This is a genomic window from Microbulbifer sp. HZ11 (assembly GCF_000708675.1).
In the GTDB taxonomy this organism is placed as follows: Bacteria; Pseudomonadota; Gammaproteobacteria; order Pseudomonadales; family Cellvibrionaceae; genus Microbulbifer.
Map to the genome: position 1 here is coordinate 83,657 of NZ_JELR01000001.1, position 17,133 is coordinate 100,789.

At 52.3% G+C, this 17,133-nt stretch carries 8 protein-coding genes; 3 read left to right on the forward strand and 5 right to left on the reverse strand.

The window, feature by feature from the left end:
• Positions 1-26: 26 nt before the first annotated feature.
• The 5 genes from AU11_RS00380 to AU11_RS00400 all read right to left on the reverse strand — a co-directional run bounded on the left by AU11_RS00380 (position 27) and on the right by AU11_RS00400 (position 3,561).
• Positions 27-1,142 (reverse strand): MJ1255/VC2487 family glycosyltransferase, encoded by a 1,116-nt coding sequence (locus AU11_RS00380; protein WP_043315549.1) that lies wholly within the window; start codon positions 1,140-1,142, stop codon positions 27-29.
• Positions 1,143-1,206: 64 nt separating this feature from the next.
• Complete coding sequence (locus AU11_RS00385) at positions 1,207-1,680, reverse strand: phosphatase PAP2 family protein (RefSeq protein ID WP_231491373.1); 474 nt, start codon at positions 1,678-1,680, stop codon at positions 1,207-1,209.
• A gap of 206 nt (positions 1,681-1,886) precedes the next feature.
• On the reverse strand, positions 1,887-2,966 hold the full coding sequence (locus AU11_RS00390; protein WP_043315553.1) for a trans-acting enoyl reductase family protein: 1,080 nt from the start codon (positions 2,964-2,966) through the stop codon (positions 1,887-1,889).
• A gap of 38 nt (positions 2,967-3,004) precedes the next feature.
• Positions 3,005-3,226, reverse strand: a complete 222-nt coding sequence (locus AU11_RS00395; RefSeq protein WP_043315557.1) for a DUF1653 domain-containing protein — start codon at positions 3,224-3,226, stop codon at positions 3,005-3,007.
• 14 nt (positions 3,227-3,240) lie between these two features.
• On the reverse strand, positions 3,241-3,561 hold the full coding sequence (locus AU11_RS00400; protein WP_043315558.1) for a DUF3301 domain-containing protein: 321 nt from the start codon (positions 3,559-3,561) through the stop codon (positions 3,241-3,243).
• Between the two features lie 55 nt (positions 3,562-3,616).
• Between AU11_RS00400 and AU11_RS00405 the strand changes: the two genes are divergently transcribed.
• The 3 genes from AU11_RS00405 (at position 3,617) to AU11_RS00420 (ending at position 14,751) form a co-directional block, all read left to right on the forward strand.
• Complete coding sequence (locus AU11_RS00405) at positions 3,617-4,312, forward strand: SDR family oxidoreductase (protein WP_043315559.1); 696 nt, start codon at positions 3,617-3,619, stop codon at positions 4,310-4,312.
• A 183-nt stretch (positions 4,313-4,495) separates the two neighbouring features.
• Positions 4,496-14,338: an RHS repeat-associated core domain-containing protein gene (locus AU11_RS17925; RefSeq protein WP_081847848.1), complete on the forward strand. Its 9,843-nt coding sequence runs from the start codon at positions 4,496-4,498 to the stop codon at positions 14,336-14,338.
• The gene (locus AU11_RS00420) at positions 14,335-14,751 is read left to right on the forward strand and encodes a hypothetical protein (RefSeq protein WP_043315566.1); all 417 of its coding nucleotides are present in this window, start codon (positions 14,335-14,337) and stop codon (positions 14,749-14,751) included. The genes AU11_RS17925 and AU11_RS00420 overlap by 4 nt, the downstream gene beginning before the upstream one ends.
• Positions 14,752-17,133 lie beyond the last annotated feature (2,382 nt).

The following is a 17,133-nucleotide window of genomic DNA, read 5'->3' on the forward strand; positions in this document are numbered from 1 at the left end:
CCGATGGAAGGTCTATCCGGCGGCGCTCAGGAGCTTTCGCTTCCCTTGGCGCCTTCAATTTCCTCCGCGGTTTCCAGCGGAATATTGGTACTGGCCTGCTCCGCGCGGCGCTGACCTGGAACGACACCCTGCCACAATGTGTCTGCGAGGGCTTGTGGCGACTCGCTGCGACCGTCTGCGATCCACTGCACGATCGCGTGCGCCACATCCGGCCAGGCGATGCGCACGCCTCTCGGCTGCTCTTCGAGCCAGCGACCAATGGTCAGTGCATCAATATGCTCGACCACTTTGGCCAGTTGCAGCTCCTTTAATGCCATTCCATTCGCTTCCTGCTCGAACTGTCCCTTCAGCGGGCGGGTCAGAATGGGCTTGCCCAGGGTCAGGGTTTCGGCAATCAGTTCAAAACCGCTATTGCAAATGACTGCACGGGCGGTGGCTACGTCGTGACGGAAGCCTTCCACCGATGGCGCTTTCAGAGTGATATTGTCCGCTTTGGGCAGGTCTGTGGGTAGGCCGTAGACGATAAATTGCTGTGGCAGTTGTGCCAGGTGTTGCAGCAGTGGTGCTGCATGCTCAAACGGCAGGTACACCAGGATATGGTCCTGTTCCGCCGGGGCCGGTTCTTCGTGCGCGTGGGCGATGGGGGGCAGGATCGGGTGGCCAAAGTGATACCAGTGCATGCCCAGGCTTACCGGGACCGGCGCGAAGGCTTTCATGATGCTGCGCGCAACCCAGCCGAAGGCCGGGGTCGGAATGGCGAAGTTGAATGCATACTGGTGGCCCAGCCCGAGACTCGGACATTTGCGCTTTTTCGCCGCCCAGGCGGTAACCGGCTCGAAATCGCTGATGACCAGGTCAAAATCGTTCACCGGCAGATCGCGAATATCTTTCAGCAGCTTGCGCAGATCCAGTTGTCTGGCGGTCGCCAATTTGTCGATCTTGCCTTCCTTGTGCACAAAGGTCAGGCCTTCTCGCCACCAGTAGTCACCGAAGGCTTCCATGGCGAAAAGTTTTTCCGGCGGGCGACCGGAGAAAAGCCACTGTACTTCGAGATCGGGGAATTGCTGAAAGGCTTCCGCCATGGCGCGGGCGCGGGAGATATGACCGTTACCAGTACCTTGAACACCGTACAAAATTTTCAAGTTGCTTCTCCGGGAGGAATGCGAGGATTGTCTATTTCTGGAGCAGGGTGGTGCTGCGCAATAGTTATAGCAGTACGCCGCTCACCGCGAAGCCAACACTGGTGCCAAGTAGCGCACCGGCAAACACATCCGTGGGGAAGTGCACGCCGAGACCTACACGGGAAGTGCCCACACCCGCGGCCCACAAGTAACCAAGTGCCCACAATGGGTTAAGGCACTGGGCGAGCATGGTCACAAACAGGAAGGCGCCGGAGGTGTGGCCCGAGGGCAGGCTGAAGCGGTCGTTGGCCACCACGATGGAGCGCAGTCCCGGAATGGATTCCGGCGGCCGGTTGCGGCGGGTGGTGTTCTTGATGGTCCAGTAGAGGGAGCGCTCGATGGCAAACGCAGCACCGCACACGGTGAAGAACTGCAGTGCGGCACTCAGGCTCATGGCCGCCACCACCAGTGGTGACAGCAGGTAGAGCCAGCCATCCGCCGAGCGGGACAGCAGCAGATAGTTTCTGCGGGATGCCGGCCGTGTTGCCCGTTCTGCCATTCGCAGCACCAGCGACACGTCGACGGTTTTCAGTGTGATAGGTAAGCTTCGCATACGGTAAAAGTACGAAGCCTATGTTGCGCAGACTTGAACAAAATATGTCAGGTCTGTGAAATCTGCCCCTTTTACAGGGGCGGAGAGGTGCGGAGAGGGGCGGCGGCGCGATAAGCCACGTAAAACCGTGGCCGCGCGCCGCCGAAATGTGATCAGTCGATGCCGATTTTGATGACCCCGGAGCCGGGCAGTTTTTCCACCAGCTCGTGACCACACAGTTTTGAAGGGGTGAAATAACCGCCTTCCCCCTGATAGTCGAGCAGGAACTCCACCACCGCCAGGGAGCCGTGCACGGTCACATCGTAGCCGTTGGCGGTAACCACACGTCCCACCCGGCGCTCGCCGCGGCGGTCATTGCGCACTTCGCCCCACACCCAGGTTTGCTGCTCTGCGCGCTGGTTTTCGCTGGGGCCGCGGACCTTGTTGTCGACCTTGCCCTTGAGCCAGTTCTGCACCCATTTCATGCGCAACAGCCAGCGGAAGGCGTTCAGCTTCTGCATTTTTTTAGCCCGGCGCGGGCTCATGGGGATGTACACCTCGATATTGGGAATCTCGGTGGAGTAGTAGGCGGTGGCGACGTCACCCCAGGGAATGGCGACGGCGAACTTTTCACCGCGGCCGAAATTGATCTTGCGGGTCAGCTCGGCGTGGGGAGTCACCTCGATCTTGCCGTTGCGACGCACCGCTCCACCCACGCCGAGGCTTTCGATCGAGGTCTTGGCGGTACCGGGGCTGAGGCCGGAATCCGAATCGAATCCCAGGGTCAGGTGCGTAGCGCTGTACATTTCCTTGTGCAGAGCGGCCGCCAGGCAGTCTGTAGGAATCACATCAAAGCCGGTGCCCGGGCACAGTACCACGCCGGCGGCGCGGGCTTCCGCATCCAGGCCGTGGGCCAGTTGGTACACCGACATTTCCCCGGTGATGTCCTGGTAGTGAGTGCCGCTGGCAATACAGGCGCGGATCATCGGTTCGGCGGTGCTGGAGAATGGTCCCGCACAGTGAATCACCGCCGCCACATCCCTCAGGGTATGTGCGAGCGCGTCTTCATCGTCCAGAGAAACGGCAATGGCGGGCAGGCCAAGCTCTGTGGCCAGCGGCTGCAACTTGGCTGCACTGCGACCGGACAATATGGGCTTCAGGCCCCTGGCCACGGCTTTGCGGGCAATCAGCTCGCCGGTATACCCGTAGGCGCCGTAAATCAGGATGTGCTTTTTGTTATCCGAGTTGTTCACCGAGTGTCCTTATTGTCTTTTTTGGGCGAAGCCCGGTATCAGTCGAGTGGGCGTTCCAGGGCAAAGCGCGCGATCGTCTCGCCGTCTTTCTCGATGGTTTCCATAAACATGGTGAGGGGGCGTGCCCACACACCGAACTCATCATACAGAGCGCGGTAGATCGCCAGTTGTTCCCCGGTCTCGCTGTGGGTGGCAATTTCCATCAGGTGATACAGGTTGCCTTTGTAGTGCCGGTAGATACCTTTTTGTGGGGCTTGCATAGAACTCACGTGGTTTAGTCCATATGAAAAGGAGAGAGCTGAATCTGGGTAATACGCTGTCCGTGCAGCACGGCAATGCCACTGTAGCGGCGTTCGCCGGTAGAGGTGAATTCAAATTCGTACTGCCGCTGCAGTCGCACATGACCGCGCCGGTCGCGCTTCAGGCGGGTGCGGTTCAGCATCACCGTATCGTCCAGCAACTGCACACCGGTTTTTGCACAGTGATCTTTTACAATGCGCCGCACCCGATCCTTGGCCGCCATACCGGCCCAGAAATACCAGGCGGGCAGTGCCAGGAGAGAAATCCAGAAGAGGTCGCCGAGCGAGTAATACATAAGCGTTGCAGTTGCTATCATCGAACCGCGCAAGAATACCACCACAGGAGGATACATGTCTGGCACGATTCTCATCACTGGCTGCAACCGCGGCATCGGACTGGAAATGGCCCGCCAATTTGCCGCGGATGGTTGGAAAGTGATCGCTACCTGCCGTAACCCCTCCGCCGCCTGGGAATTGAGCGAACTGGCGGAGTCCCATGAAAATCTGCAGGTACACGGGCTGGACGTGACCGATTATCAGCAGCTCGAGGAACTCGCGCACAGTTTAGAAGAGCTTCCGCTGGATGTACTGGTCAGCAACGCGGGCTATTACGGCCCGAAAGGGGTGACCTTTGGCAGTGTGGACGTGGAAGAGTGGCGCAAGGTGCTGGAGGTCAACACCATCGCACCCTACAAACTGGTGGAAGCATTTGCTCCCCACCTGGCCGCCGGCAAGCGCAAAGTGTTCGGTGTGCTGAGCAGCAAGGTAGGCAGTATCGATGACAATGGTTCCGGCGGTGGTTACCTGTACCGCTCTTCCAAAACGGCGGTCAATCAGGTTGTTAAGAGCCTGTCCATCGACCTGGCGGAACAGGGCATCCGGGCGCTCGCGTTTCACCCCGGTTGGGTGCAAACGGAAATGGGTGGTCCCAACGCATTGATTTCCACTCAGCAAAGCGTGCAAGGACTGAAGCATCTACTGCTGAACGCGACACCGGAAGACAGCGGTTGTTTCTTCAATTACGACGGCTCGGAAATTCCCTGGTAAATCACTGTCGATTCAGTTGAAATTTGAGTGCTCTATTCGTTTCGATATAGATATAGCTTTCGGTTTGTGATGTGCCTCGCGTTTTTGGCGTGATAATTCCTTTCTGCTTTTGTAGCTAATTCTAGTTTGGTAGATTCCCCAGCATTTTTAATAATAACAAGACGTTCTTGGGGAAAATTTCAAATGAGACGATATTTTGCTCTGCTGCTGTTCGTTTTTTCGACGGTATACGCTTTGCAGCTGAAAGCAGCGGTGAGTATTTCCCCCAGCCCTTCTACCGGCAGCTTTACCGTAAGTTGGGACGCCCATCCCTCAGTCAGATTTGGCTATAAAGTTGTTGAAACTTACGGCGGGTCAAGTACCACATACTCGGTTAGTGTTGGTACCCGCTCCAAAAGCTTCACTAAGACCGAAAATGGTTCTTATGCGTATGAAATTATCGCTAGGGGCGAGTACTACAACGCACAGATAGGCGAATATTTCCCCAAAGATTATTCAGCGGGTTCGGCAGTGGTGACAGTCACGGTGCCAAAGCCAGGTACTCCAGCATCTATTTCGGTACCGGGTTCCACTGATACGGATGGAATATTCACTGTAAGTTGGGGTTCTTCTAGCGGCATCGTGACGCGATACGAGGTTCGAGAATCGAAAAACGGTAGCTGGGGAGGTTGGGTAAGTACCGGCACCGGTCGGTCGAAGACATACAGCGGAAGAGGCGACGGAACATATCGCTATCAGGCCCGAGGTTGCAATGACTCTGGTTGTGGCAGTGCGAAAACAAGCGGCTATTTCGATGTCCTAAAAGCCCCTGGAACCCCTTCCTCCATTACAGTTCCCACAGGTACCGATGGAGATGGTAGCTACACAATTGGCTGGGGAGCTTCAACTGGCACGGTTGCGAGGTATGAATACCGGGAGTCCAAGAATGGCTCCTGGGGTAGCTGGCTCAGTCACGGCACAAGCCGTTCAAAGCCGCTAAGTGGGCGAACTGATGGTACTTATCAGTATCAAGTGAAAGCGTGCAATGCGACCGGTTGTAGTGGCAGCCGAACGAGTAGCACATTCGATGTGCTCAATAAACCGGGTACTCCTGCTTCAATTACTGTGCCGACCTCAACAAATACCGATGGTTCTTTCACGATTAGTTGGGGTACGTCTTCGGGTGTCGTCGATCGCTATGAATTTCGAGAGTCGGTAAGTGGCAATTGGGGAGATTGGGTTGGTAACGGAACAAGTCGATCTGAACAGCTCAGCGGTAAGGGGGATGGTACGTATCAATACCAAGCCCGTGCCTGTAATGACTCTGGCTGTGGCGGAGTGAGGACTAGCGGCACTTTCAATGTATTGAAAAAGCCAGGAATACCGGCTTCGATCTCTGTACCTACGGACTACCATTCGAGTGCAAGTGCTTCTATCAGTTGGGGGGTATCATCCGGGAGTGTCGACCGGTATGAGTACCGCCAGCAAAAGAATGGCTCTTGGGGATCTTGGGCTTCCAATGGTGCCTCTCGCTCAAAAACCATCGGTGGTCATGTCGAGGCGGATTACGCTTATCAGGTGCGCGCATGTAACACGTCAGGGTGCGGAAGTGCCAGAACAAGTGGGACTTTTACAGTTCTATTCGCACCGAGTGGTACTTCAGGCTTAGTAGCTTCGGTGGCGCAGACAATCTCTGATTTCGACCTGAGCTGGTCCGCAGCGAGTGGCGTGATCAGCTCATATAAAATCGAAGAAAAATATGAGAGTAATAGTTGGGCTGACAAGGTAACGGTTAGTAGTGGGTCTACGACTGCGAATCTCAGTGTCGACAATCCTGGACAGTATCAGTATCGCATATCTGCCTGTAATGCAGCCGCTTGTGGCAGCGTCTCGAATACGGTAACACTAACTGCATCAACGGTTATGGTCGAACCATCTCCTTCTGATGGCAGCTATACATTGCGATGGACAAAGTACGACACCTCTAACGAAGGGTGGAATTTTCGCGTCACAGAGGTATTTGAAGGAGAAACTACCGAGCAGACTTTTAGTAAGAACGCTCGGAGTCATAGCTATCAAAAATACCAGAACGGTACATACAGCTACCAGATCGAGCAAAATATCGATGTAAGTGGCGAAGGTACAACTTTTCAGTGGTTTACAGTGGGCTCAATCGACGTCACTGTCACTATCCCGAAACCGGGTACGATGAATGTCATCACCGTTCCGACGGGAACCGTGGCCTCCGGAGAGTACGATGTTAGCTGGGGCGCAGGTTCTGGCTATACGGATTACTTTGAATATCGTGAAGAAAAGAATGGCTCTTGGGGTGCGTGGAAAAATAAAGAAAAAGATAACTCAGAACCGTTTTCCAATCAGGAAGACGGTTTATATCGCTATCAGGCACGGTCGTGCAATGACTCTGGCTGTGGCGGAGCTAAGACAAGTGGCTACTTCAATGTACTGAAGCGCCCCACTACTCCGGCGACCATTACCGTCCCGCCAGGTTACAACTCCTCTGGAGAGTATACAGTGAGTTGGGCTCAGTCTGGAGAGACCGTCGATCGCTATGAGCTTAGAGAAAGTGTCAATGGTAATTGGGGCGCTTGGCAGTCTGAAGGAACAGTACTTTTTAAGGAAGTAAATTCCCAAGACGAAGCAGTATACCGTTATGAAGTAAAAGCGTGTAATGCAACGGGGTGTAGTGGCTCGGCACAAAGTGCTGATGTGGAGGTGCTCTATAAACCGACACCCGTAACTGGCTTGGTGTCAAACGTTTCACAAACCACGGCTAGATTTACGCTTCAGTGGAGCGCTGCCAGTGGAACCATCGCGCATTACAAAATCGAAGAAAATTTCGCCGGTGAGGGCTGGGGGAACCCGTTAACGGTCGACTCAAGTAAAACTTCCGAGGTTCTCGACGTTTCCGGTGTTGGGTCCTACCAATACCGAATTTCGGCCTGCAATGCTTCCGGTTGTGGTGGCGTATCAAATGCCGTGACAGTGGTAGCCAGCACTGTAATAGTCGAACCAACTCCGTCCGATGGTAGCTACACGCTCACATGGGCTAATTACGATGCGGACAATGGCGTGAGTTATCGTGTGACTGAGACTTTCGGCAGTACCGTTTTCGAGGAATCTTTTAACAAATATACGCAGAGTAAGGCCTATGAAAAAACCAAAAATGGCACTTATCACTATGTAATCGAGCAACAGGTCGATGTGTCAGGAGATGGTAGCCAGCTCCAGTGGTTCACCGTTGGTACAGTGAGTGTCGATGTTCTGTTGCCTCAGCCTGGCACAGTACCGCTCAGTGTCAGTAGTGCGCATAACTGGGTTAATGATCAGGTGGTCGTTAGCTATACGCCGCTATCGAGTGTCCATGTCGACACCTATGAACTGGAGTTTTCATCTGGTGGTTCCTGGAATCCACTAATTGAAGGAGACCTTACCCTTAACGATAAAGGGGTCTACAACTTTCGGGTTCGTGCCGTGAACGACTCTGGCCCCGGCCCCTGGAGCGAAGCTCGTACAGAAACCTACGATAAGCCGTTACCCCCAGAACTATATGCCGATCACATAGGTGAAGATGGCGAGGTGGATTTACGTTGGGTGGAGTCTGGTGGAGATGCAGATTATTTTACTCTGGTAAGTCCTACAGATCCGAACTTTTCGGACCCGGGAGAACTGACCGGAAATAGCTACACGGTTCCCAACGTTTCAGCTGGTAGGCAGGAGTACCGGATCGCCGCATGTCTTTCTGCTATGGAGTATTGCTCTGAGTTTTCCGGGGGGCAGACTTCTCACTCGCTAAGTAGTAGTGCTTCGGTTCAAAACATTTCCGGCTTGGCGGCGCCAACAGAAGACCTCTCTTTCACTTTACCAGTCGATGAGTCGGTGATTATTTGGGAGGGAGACCTGTCTATTAATGGCGGCGCGATAAATTACGCATTCCCTATTGCGTTGCCTCCCGGTCGTAAAGGAGTGCGGCCTTCGCTGAGTGCCAGTTACAGTAGCCAGTCTGGCTACGGAAATCTTGGTTTTGGATGGTCTATAAGCAGCGGAGGATCAATCAGTCGATGTCAGAAAATCTTCGCCATTGATGGAGAGTCGCGACCAGTTAATTTCGATAATTCTGATGCCTTGTGCCTGAATGGTCAGCGCCTGATCCTGGTTTCCGGTAGTTATGGCCAGTCTGGTGCTGTGTATGCGACAGAGACTTACGATGGTAGCAAGGTCACCCAGAAGGGGGGGGCATTCAGTTCTTCATCCGCTTACTTTGAGGTGGAAACCAAGACTAACCAGCTCCTTGTATTCGGTCAGTCTGCGGGTGCGGTACTCACTCCCACAGGCGCCGGATCGCCCCTTAGCTGGAAACAGTCGAAGCAGGAGGATTCCTTCGGAAACAATATTCTTTGGGAATACGAGACTGCTGCGGGCGAGCATCGTCTGAACAAGATTTACTACACCGGCTATCAGGGGACAGCGGGCAGCAGGGTAGTGGATTTCGTGTACGAGTCGGCAAATCGCTATCGACGCCAATATCTCCACGGCGGCGAAACTCTAAGCACCAGCCGGTTGCAGAAACTTGTCATTTCGATCAATGGCACAACCGGTCATGAATATCGCTTCAATTATCTAAGCGATGAGAATATTGATCGCTTGGAAAGCTTGAGCTATTGCCCGGCGAGCAACAGTTGTACGACCAATACCATCAATTGGGGGGATACCGAAGGGCTTATTGGTTCAAATGTCCCCGCGGTCGATATTCTGGCACATTCGGATGATGGGCTATATACACGCGCTGTAGGCGGCCGGGATTTCGACGGTGATGGTTTGTTCGATGTCTGGGCAAGGGACCAGGGAATATATCTGTCGTCGCTGCAGCAGTGGGTTGTGGATCCCGAGATCAACGACCTGACGAGTCTCGCCAATCAGTTTGACGAGTCGCGGATTGATATCAATCTGGACGGCCGGGATGACTTGCTATTCACTACCAGTGATAAAAAGCTGAAGTACGCTACTTGGGATTCTGCTGCCGGGAAATTTGCCTACGTCTATACCGGAATCATATCCCTGTGTGATTTTGCAGTTGCAATCCCCAGTCACCCCTCCGCTGTAGCCAAGGCGAATTTTTGCGAGAGTGCGGCATCTGATATTGATGGCGATGGTGCTATTGATGTACTGATGCCTTACGAGAAAGTTAGTGACTTTGTTTACCGCTATCACCTCTATAAAAACGTAAACGGCACATTAGTTAGCAAGGCACAGTTTGAGGCGGGCGCCTTTGGTGCCATCAGTATGCGAGATATTGACGGCGACGGTACCAAAGACGTCCTGATTAATGCCTCGCAGGTGCGCAGCGATAAACTGTTGCATTGGTACAAAGTCACCGTAAATGGCGATGCCTGGTCGATCAGCGCCGAGAAAACCATCGCGCTTTCAGGGCTCCCGGGTGACCCGTATATGGATGGCCGTGGCACCATAAAGTGGGCGGACGTTAATGGCGATGGTCTGCAGGACCTGCTGTCTCTCGGTGTCCCGAGCGGGCTGGAGTATGAGTGGTATTACGCCCTGAACAGAGGTGACGGTACATTCACCACTTTCAGCCAGACAGGCTTGCCAGAGTTTGCATTGTTCCGCACGCAAGCAACTGCCGGAGTTGGGCAGACGACATCCATGGGTGCTTTTGCCTGGAACCACCTCGCGTTCGCTGTCGATATCAACCACGACGGTATTGAAGATTTGATGGCGCCTAGCGGTATCGCCTATAAGGCTTCTTGCGAAAATGGCAGTTACCAGAATAACCCCTGCAATATCGATACAGACTTAGAGGGTGCTCCGGTTCAGTACGATGTATACGAGTGGTCCGCGTACATCGCCAAGTTTGATGAGAATGGGCTGCAGTATACGGAGAAGCCCCTGGGTATTCAGTCCCATCAAGAAACGCTCTGGCAAGCAGATGTGAATGGCGATGGCGTGATGGACTATGGCTCCTTTCTCGGTGCAAATGGTCTGACCTATACCTATCGCGGGCCAACTCCGGGGGTCTATATCTACCTGGGTAATCGCGACCATGACGATCTTGTCGCTGGTATTGAGCTGGCTGACGAGCGGCTTGAGCGGTATCGCTTCCACTATGCAGGCCTCGCCGAACAACACGCTGATGGCCAGCGTATCTATACGCCCAATGCCGAGCCGAGGGCATACCCGTATACCAACTTTGTGAATGGCATGCGTGTGGTCAAGAGCGTGGAGTCCGACAACGGGGTTGGCGGATTTAATGAGGAGCGTTACCGCTACGAGGGTGCTGTGGCGAATCTGGAGGGCAGAGGTTTTGCCGGCTTCCGGCGTATCACCCGTGAAGAAATGGTCACTGGCAATCGAGATATTACGAACTTTCTGCAAACATTCCCCTATGGCGGAATGTTAGAAAGTCGTCAGCAGTACACTGGTGACGATGTACTCTTCTTTGATTATCGGGTAACGGGTCAAAACCATAACTTCGGGCAGCCCGCAGGCACATTCTTGCCGCGGGTCACGGCCGATGAGACCAAAGAATATGAAATAACCGACAGCACACTGCTATCTACGGTCACGACCGGGGCGGGGTTCGATGCGCTTGGTAACCAGATCAGCGGTACATCAGTCGAGCTGGACAGTTACGGAGAGACAACAAAGACTACCGTGGCGGAATTTGACACAGCAGGAGGTTGTCGCAGCACGCCGGCCTACTCGGAAGTACGTGTTCAACGTGACAATTTTGATATTGGCGCAGGTGTCCTGAGCAGCTCTGAGCAATTTGTACGCACCGATTATTCGGATTTCGAAAGCTGTGCACCCAAGCGAACCGAGCAGAGTGCCTTAGGAGGAGAGCATCCCAAGGTCGCCATAGTTACCTTCGATCAGTACGGCAATGTACTCAGTAGCACTCAGCAGGGTGGTGCCGACGCTGATCGTGTAGCAACCAATATCTTTGATCCGGAAGGGTATTTCGTTGAGGCCACATACAATAATGAGTGGGGCAATAGCGTGCGCAGCTACCAGACCACAGATCCTTGGTTCGGAACCGTAGTGTCAGCAATTGACCCCAATAGCCGGGAAGTGAGTACGAGCCTCAACGATTTCGGCCAGCCACTGACCGCAACCTCAGATGCGGCACCGACCACACACAGTCGCCGGACTTGGTGTGATGCCGGGTGTCCGCAATTTGCGGTGCGCAAGGCCGTGAGCTGGAGCGAAGGCAGTGCGCCGGTGACCGCGTTTATGGACAGCCTGGACCGTGTTGTCCGCAGTGAGACCGAAGGCTTTGATGGCCGCCTGGTAGTAAGTAACAAGACTTACAATGCCCGTGGCCACCTGACACGTACGGAGCGCCCCCACTATGACGGCAGTACGGTTGCCTACGAAACCTGGTCCAACTTCGACGACCTGGGTCGCGCCGGTGAGCACCAGCGCTATAGCAACCCGCTCAGTTTCACCACCACCTATGGCTACAGTGGCAGTGGTGTTTCCGTGAGTGTGGTCAATGGTGATGGCAGCAGCCTGTCTATGTTCAAGGCCTTTGCCGCGAATAAAAAGCTTGTCTATACCCAGGATGCCATGGGTGGCAAAACGTACTATCGCTACGATGGGGCCGGGCGCTTGGTTTCACTGGTGGATGCTGCCACCAATGACACCACATACGAATATAACGGCTTCGGCGAGCTGACTGCGGTGGACGACCCCAATGCTGGGCGCTCCAGCTTTAGCTATAACGCTTTTGGTGAGCGGGATGTCAGTACCGACGGCAACAACAAGGTCATTGATACCTTCTATGACAAACTGGGCCGCGTCACCGGTACTGTCAGCGGCACCGATGCTACCGCAAAGTACTATGATCAGAACGGCCTCTACGGCCTGCTTACTACCGAAGCGCGCAACGAGGACTATATTCGCCTGTTCGATTACAAACCGGGTAGCCTGCACCCCAGTGCCACGTTCACGGTGATCGATGGCGATAAGGTCTTTGAAGAAAAAACCGCCTGGGATAACCAATATCACCGACCCACCGTCACTTTGGCCGCAAGCGGCGATATTTTCCGCAGCCGTTACAACGCCCGCGGTTATGAGTACCAGCATCAGCACTATCAGTCGGACCAGAGTTGGGTGAGTACCTGGACTCTGGATAACGCGACCGCCAATGGTGCGCCGGTATTGCAGCGGTTTATGGGGGGCATTGAGCAGAAGATTAACCGCTATGCCGGCAGTGATATTATTGACGACATCTGTGCTGGCGGTATCAATTGCCTGCAATCCGATACGGTGCAGTCCATCGGCTACCGGCACAATGCTTGGGGTAGCGTGGTGGGTGAGGGGCATCAACACAACGGGCTAGATTACGCCTACACCCACGACAACCTGCACCGTCTGGACACCCAGACCGTCAGTTCCAGTAGCTACCCGCAGTTCAACCGCTCAGTGGACTACGACTACGATGCCGTCGGTAACCTGATTGAGAAGAGTGATTACGCTACCGCCCTGCAGTATGGGAATCCGACGCGCACCGCCGGCGGCAATGCCGGCCCACATGCCGTGCGTCAGGTCACCACTCTGGATGGCCAGAGCCATAACCTGGTTTACGACAACGCGGGCAACCTCATCACCGGTATCAACGGCCTTATCGTCGGCTACGACAATTACAACCAGGCCAACCGCATCGAGCGCAATGGCATTGTCACCGAGTACAAATACGGTACAGGTATTGATGCCTACAAGAAGACGGAAACCGAAGGCACCAGCAGCACAACCACCCTGTATATCGGCAATTTCGAGCAGATATCGACCAGCGATGGCGCGACCAACACGCGTCTGACCTTCGGCGGTTACTTTGTCATCGCAAGAGAAGGTGGCGCTACCGAGCAGAGCGTTCTGCTAATGGACCGCCTGGGCAGTGTCACCACAATTGTGGATGCCAATAAACAGCCGGGTGAAACGGGCTTTGTGCGGCAGTTCCGCAGTTACGATCCCTTCGGCCAGAGCCGGGATTTCCAGGGGCAGGATCACCTGAGTTCGTTTACCACTACGGATCAGGGGTTTACCGGTCACCGGCACCTGAATGACCAGAAGCTGATTCATATGCGCGGTCGGGTGTACGACTACCAGTTAGGCCGGTTCCTGTCGCCGGATCCTATTATTCAGGATCCGCAGAACAGCCAAAGCTTGAATGCCTATAGCTACATTATGAACAATCCGCTGGCAGGGACGGATCCTACAGGGTACGCCTCGCAAGGTGGGGATACTGGACAGGTGCCGGATGCTGCTGTGGAAGGTACGCCGTTTTACACTGCAGAAGGGCAACAAGCGCAGCGTATCCAAATCAAGAGAGGTGTAGTAAAACAAAAGATTCCGGGTAGTCGAATCGAACGTAAAGGGGAGCAAGTTGCGCTTGTTGATGGTAATGGAAATACTTTGCTGTCCGTTACGCAGTTTTCTGGCCAGAAACCGATTATTAGTGCGGGTGAAGGGTGGTCAAACACAAGCAGGGCGGGAAGCGTTATTAACAGAAATGAAACTACCTCTGTTGAGGAGAGTGTTAATACGTTAAACAGTTTGCCTGAAAATTCGGAGGAGGTTTTCAAGGAAGGTCAAAGTTTAGCCGAGAAACAAACATGGTTAGAAGCAAACGGTTTATTGAGTTTTGATCCTAGGCATGCATTTTGCCCCGAGACTTGTACCATTAATACAATACAGTATCGGTCCTCAAAAATGGAAGCGATTGAGTTCCTAAATAATAACCCAGATTACGGTCTACTTTTAGGTACAGAATTCGCCGGATCTATAACAGTCTATCCGGCAGCCACTGTAAGTAGAAATTTCTCCTACCCGGCGGGTTCCCGAGAGCTCTATAAGGCTTTTGCATTAAGACGTCCAAAGTATACAGAACTGACAGGAGCAGAGAGTGTGCTAGCCGTTATTGCACATGAAACAGGCCATAGAAATAATATTGATCATGGTCCTAAAATGAAGAAAAGAGAATTCGAAGCTATAAGAAGGTCAAGACAATGAAATCCAAAACTTTATTTTTCTTTCTCTCTTTTTGTTATTTTACAGCTTCGTGTTATTCATATGAGATTGTCACAAATGAAGATGCTTACCTGGTGGAAGATATAGATTCAAAAGATCTGGCCGCCTTGGGTATTGGTGCAGCAGTGAAGAAAATGGATTCTGATGGGTGGTCGGGCAACTTAAAGGTCAGTGTAAAAATTGACTCCGAGATGTTTGATCCGAACACTACCAAGCTGAAGGTGCTGTTGGCTGGGGAGGATGATTTGCTAGCAGTAATAGAATGCTTTGATACCTCAAGTAATAATTTACTTGAGGTTACGGTTTCTGATCAAATCAAAACAGTGCTTATGTTAGAAGTAAGTGGTAAGGATAAAGGTGAGAAAACCAAGTTTCTACGGTTCAGCGTTCATTAAAAATAGAGAAGCACTGAAGTCGATAAATTTAATATTTATCACTGTAATTTTTGAGAGAGTTCAGAGCTTCATGTTTGTCTCAAGAGGCTAAAGTCCAAGCTAGATTTTGAGTGGGTTCAAAACTCTGAATAAATGAGGTTAGATCAACATTTTGACACTTGATCTAACATCTCGTTTCATCTCGCCGGTTAGACTTTGGCCATCATAAAAAGGATTTTATGATGGTCAAACTACCTCGTCTAAACCCAATAGGTATCCCGCAGCATGTTGTTCTGCACGGAATTAATCGACAAGTATGCCTTTTATCCGAGCAGGACTTGATCGCATACGCAGGTTGGTTGAAAGAGAAAATATATGGGGTCCGATCGTTAATCCGACACTTGCTCTAAAAATTCAAATTTCTTTGCCAGTTAAGCGCTGGCCATCAATACATAATTTTAATTAATTGGGTTAGATTAACATTCTGATACTCATTAGAACCTGCTAGATAGTTACATCATCTAGTTTGTGCCACTGGCTTTAACGAGTTTCCAATAGCCCTGCGTTCTGAAACACTCACAGGTACCTGATAACATGCGGTTAGGTCGGGCGTCATGTAAAATGCTGAATAGCCTTTACTGCTTTATCGAAAGTTTGGTTGATTGCTGATCGATTCTCGAGAGAATGGGTCTCGTGTGGTCGCGTATCTCCCTGGGAAATAGTACAGGGGCATCGCTATTCTACTCTCCGGCTGTTCAGTCCCATCCTTCTCAAACCACCCCAGTCCATTTCCCGTCTTGTACCGGCAGTTCAGATGCTTAAATCTTGTCCGATTCTACTAAGATCCACTTTTTAATTATTCAACCAGAATTACTGGTTATGCCTTTGTTTTGCTGGGAGTCGAGAAAGGTGCGTCCGTAGGAGGTATCGCTGCTGTTTGACTCAGATTGTTCATATTTTAGGAAGCTTGCCGATTGCGGCCGCATGAAACCGCATTCGGTTGTTGGTGTGCGGGAGTGGGCCAGCAACGGGTATTGTTTGGTTGAGCGAGCGTCGATGGAGATAGTAGGCGGATACGATTGGGGAAGTCACCGCTGCTGCTTTAACTCAAAACCGTGTTCATCCAGTCCACAAATGGAAATCGGGTTTGTTTACACACCTTGCTGAAATCAGGCTCTCTAAGCGGCAGCCAATTTATAGCAACAATCGCTCCATATGGTGACTTTGCGTTCCTGTATGGCCAGCGAGGAGCACATAGAACTCGCGGTACTAGCGGAAGACATGCGCACTCAGTATGGAGAAAAAGTACGTAAGAGCGTGAAGCGCAGGCTCAGGGGCCGTAGTACCAAGGAAGTCCTGCGGTCCAATTGGAGGAGCCATATTCGTCAATGGTCCGGGTCAAGACATTAGCATCGCATGGCGGTCAAAAAGAGTTGATTCGCCACATGCTGCATTTCTCGGAAATTAAAATGTGCTCGGCGGCGGGCTTGTGTAGGTACTTTCACTATTGCCAAACATTTAAAAGTCCCAGGTGCAAAACTCGGGTTAAGGTCAAATGGGAAAGTGCGCAATTGGCAGGTTAGTAACAATCTACAGTTATATTTATCTTTTTATTAACCATATAGTGATTTACGTCTCGTAATTTTAATGGCGCGTAATTACGTGTAGCAGCTATTCTTCCGGGTTGACCATTAAGCGTTATTCTGAAGGAAATAGAGTGCTTTCAACATTAAAATATCGTGGCCTATTCTTTTTTCTGGCCTCAATCTTGTCGATTTCGGCCAACTACGCCCATGCCTCTATCTCCGGACCGAGTACGAGTTCGACTGGCAGTTATTCGTTATCGTACTCGTCTGCCTCAGGGGATGATGCTGAGGTTCGCGTTTACCGCAATGGTTCCCACTACGGTACATCTGGTGTAAATATATCGGGTGGTACTTTTGTCGTCGGTGGAGCAGATACCGCTAGTTGGGTGTATAAGCACTATGCCGGAACAGAATGTTTGCAATATAACGCCCAAGGGCGCTGTACGGAGCCAGGGTTTCTTAGTTATAAAGGTGAGCACAAGGTTACGGTGACAATCCCATCACCGGGAGCTATTTCACTTTCCTCAAGTAATACGAGTGGCGACTATAGCGTCAGTTGGGGTGCCGCCTCAGGTAGCCCAAGCCGGTATGAGCTGCAGGAACAGAAGGATGGAGGGAGCTGGTCAACTATACATAGTGGAGCTTCGCGCTCCAAATCCCTCTCGGGTAAGTCCACTGGAGTGTACTCTTACCGAGTGAGGGCCTGCTACAGCGGATGCAGTACCTATACGTCTACAAAATCTATTACAGTAATTCGTACACCTGGTTCAATTTCAACGCCTGCGTCCAGTACCAATGGCTCAGTTGCTATCTCATG

Bases quoted from the DNA above. Each gene is read 5' to 3' on its own strand.
- AU11_RS00385 (WP_231491373.1), bottom strand. From the start codon at position 1,680: ATGGCAGAACGGGCAACACGGCCGGCATCCCGCAGAAACTATCTGCTG.
- AU11_RS00395 (WP_043315557.1), bottom strand. From the start codon at position 3,226: ATGCAAGCCCCACAAAAAGGTATCTACCGGCACTACAAAGGCAACCTG.
- AU11_RS00400 (WP_043315558.1), bottom strand. From the start codon at position 3,561: ATGTATTACTCGCTCGGCGACCTCTTCTGGATTTCTCTCCTGGCACTG.
- AU11_RS00405 (WP_043315559.1), top strand. From the start codon at position 3,617: ATGTCTGGCACGATTCTCATCACTGGCTGCAACCGCGGCATCGGACTG.
- AU11_RS17925 (WP_081847848.1), top strand. From the start codon at position 4,496: ATGAGACGATATTTTGCTCTGCTGCTGTTCGTTTTTTCGACGGTATAC.
- AU11_RS00420 (WP_043315566.1), top strand. From the start codon at position 14,335: ATGAAATCCAAAACTTTATTTTTCTTTCTCTCTTTTTGTTATTTTACA.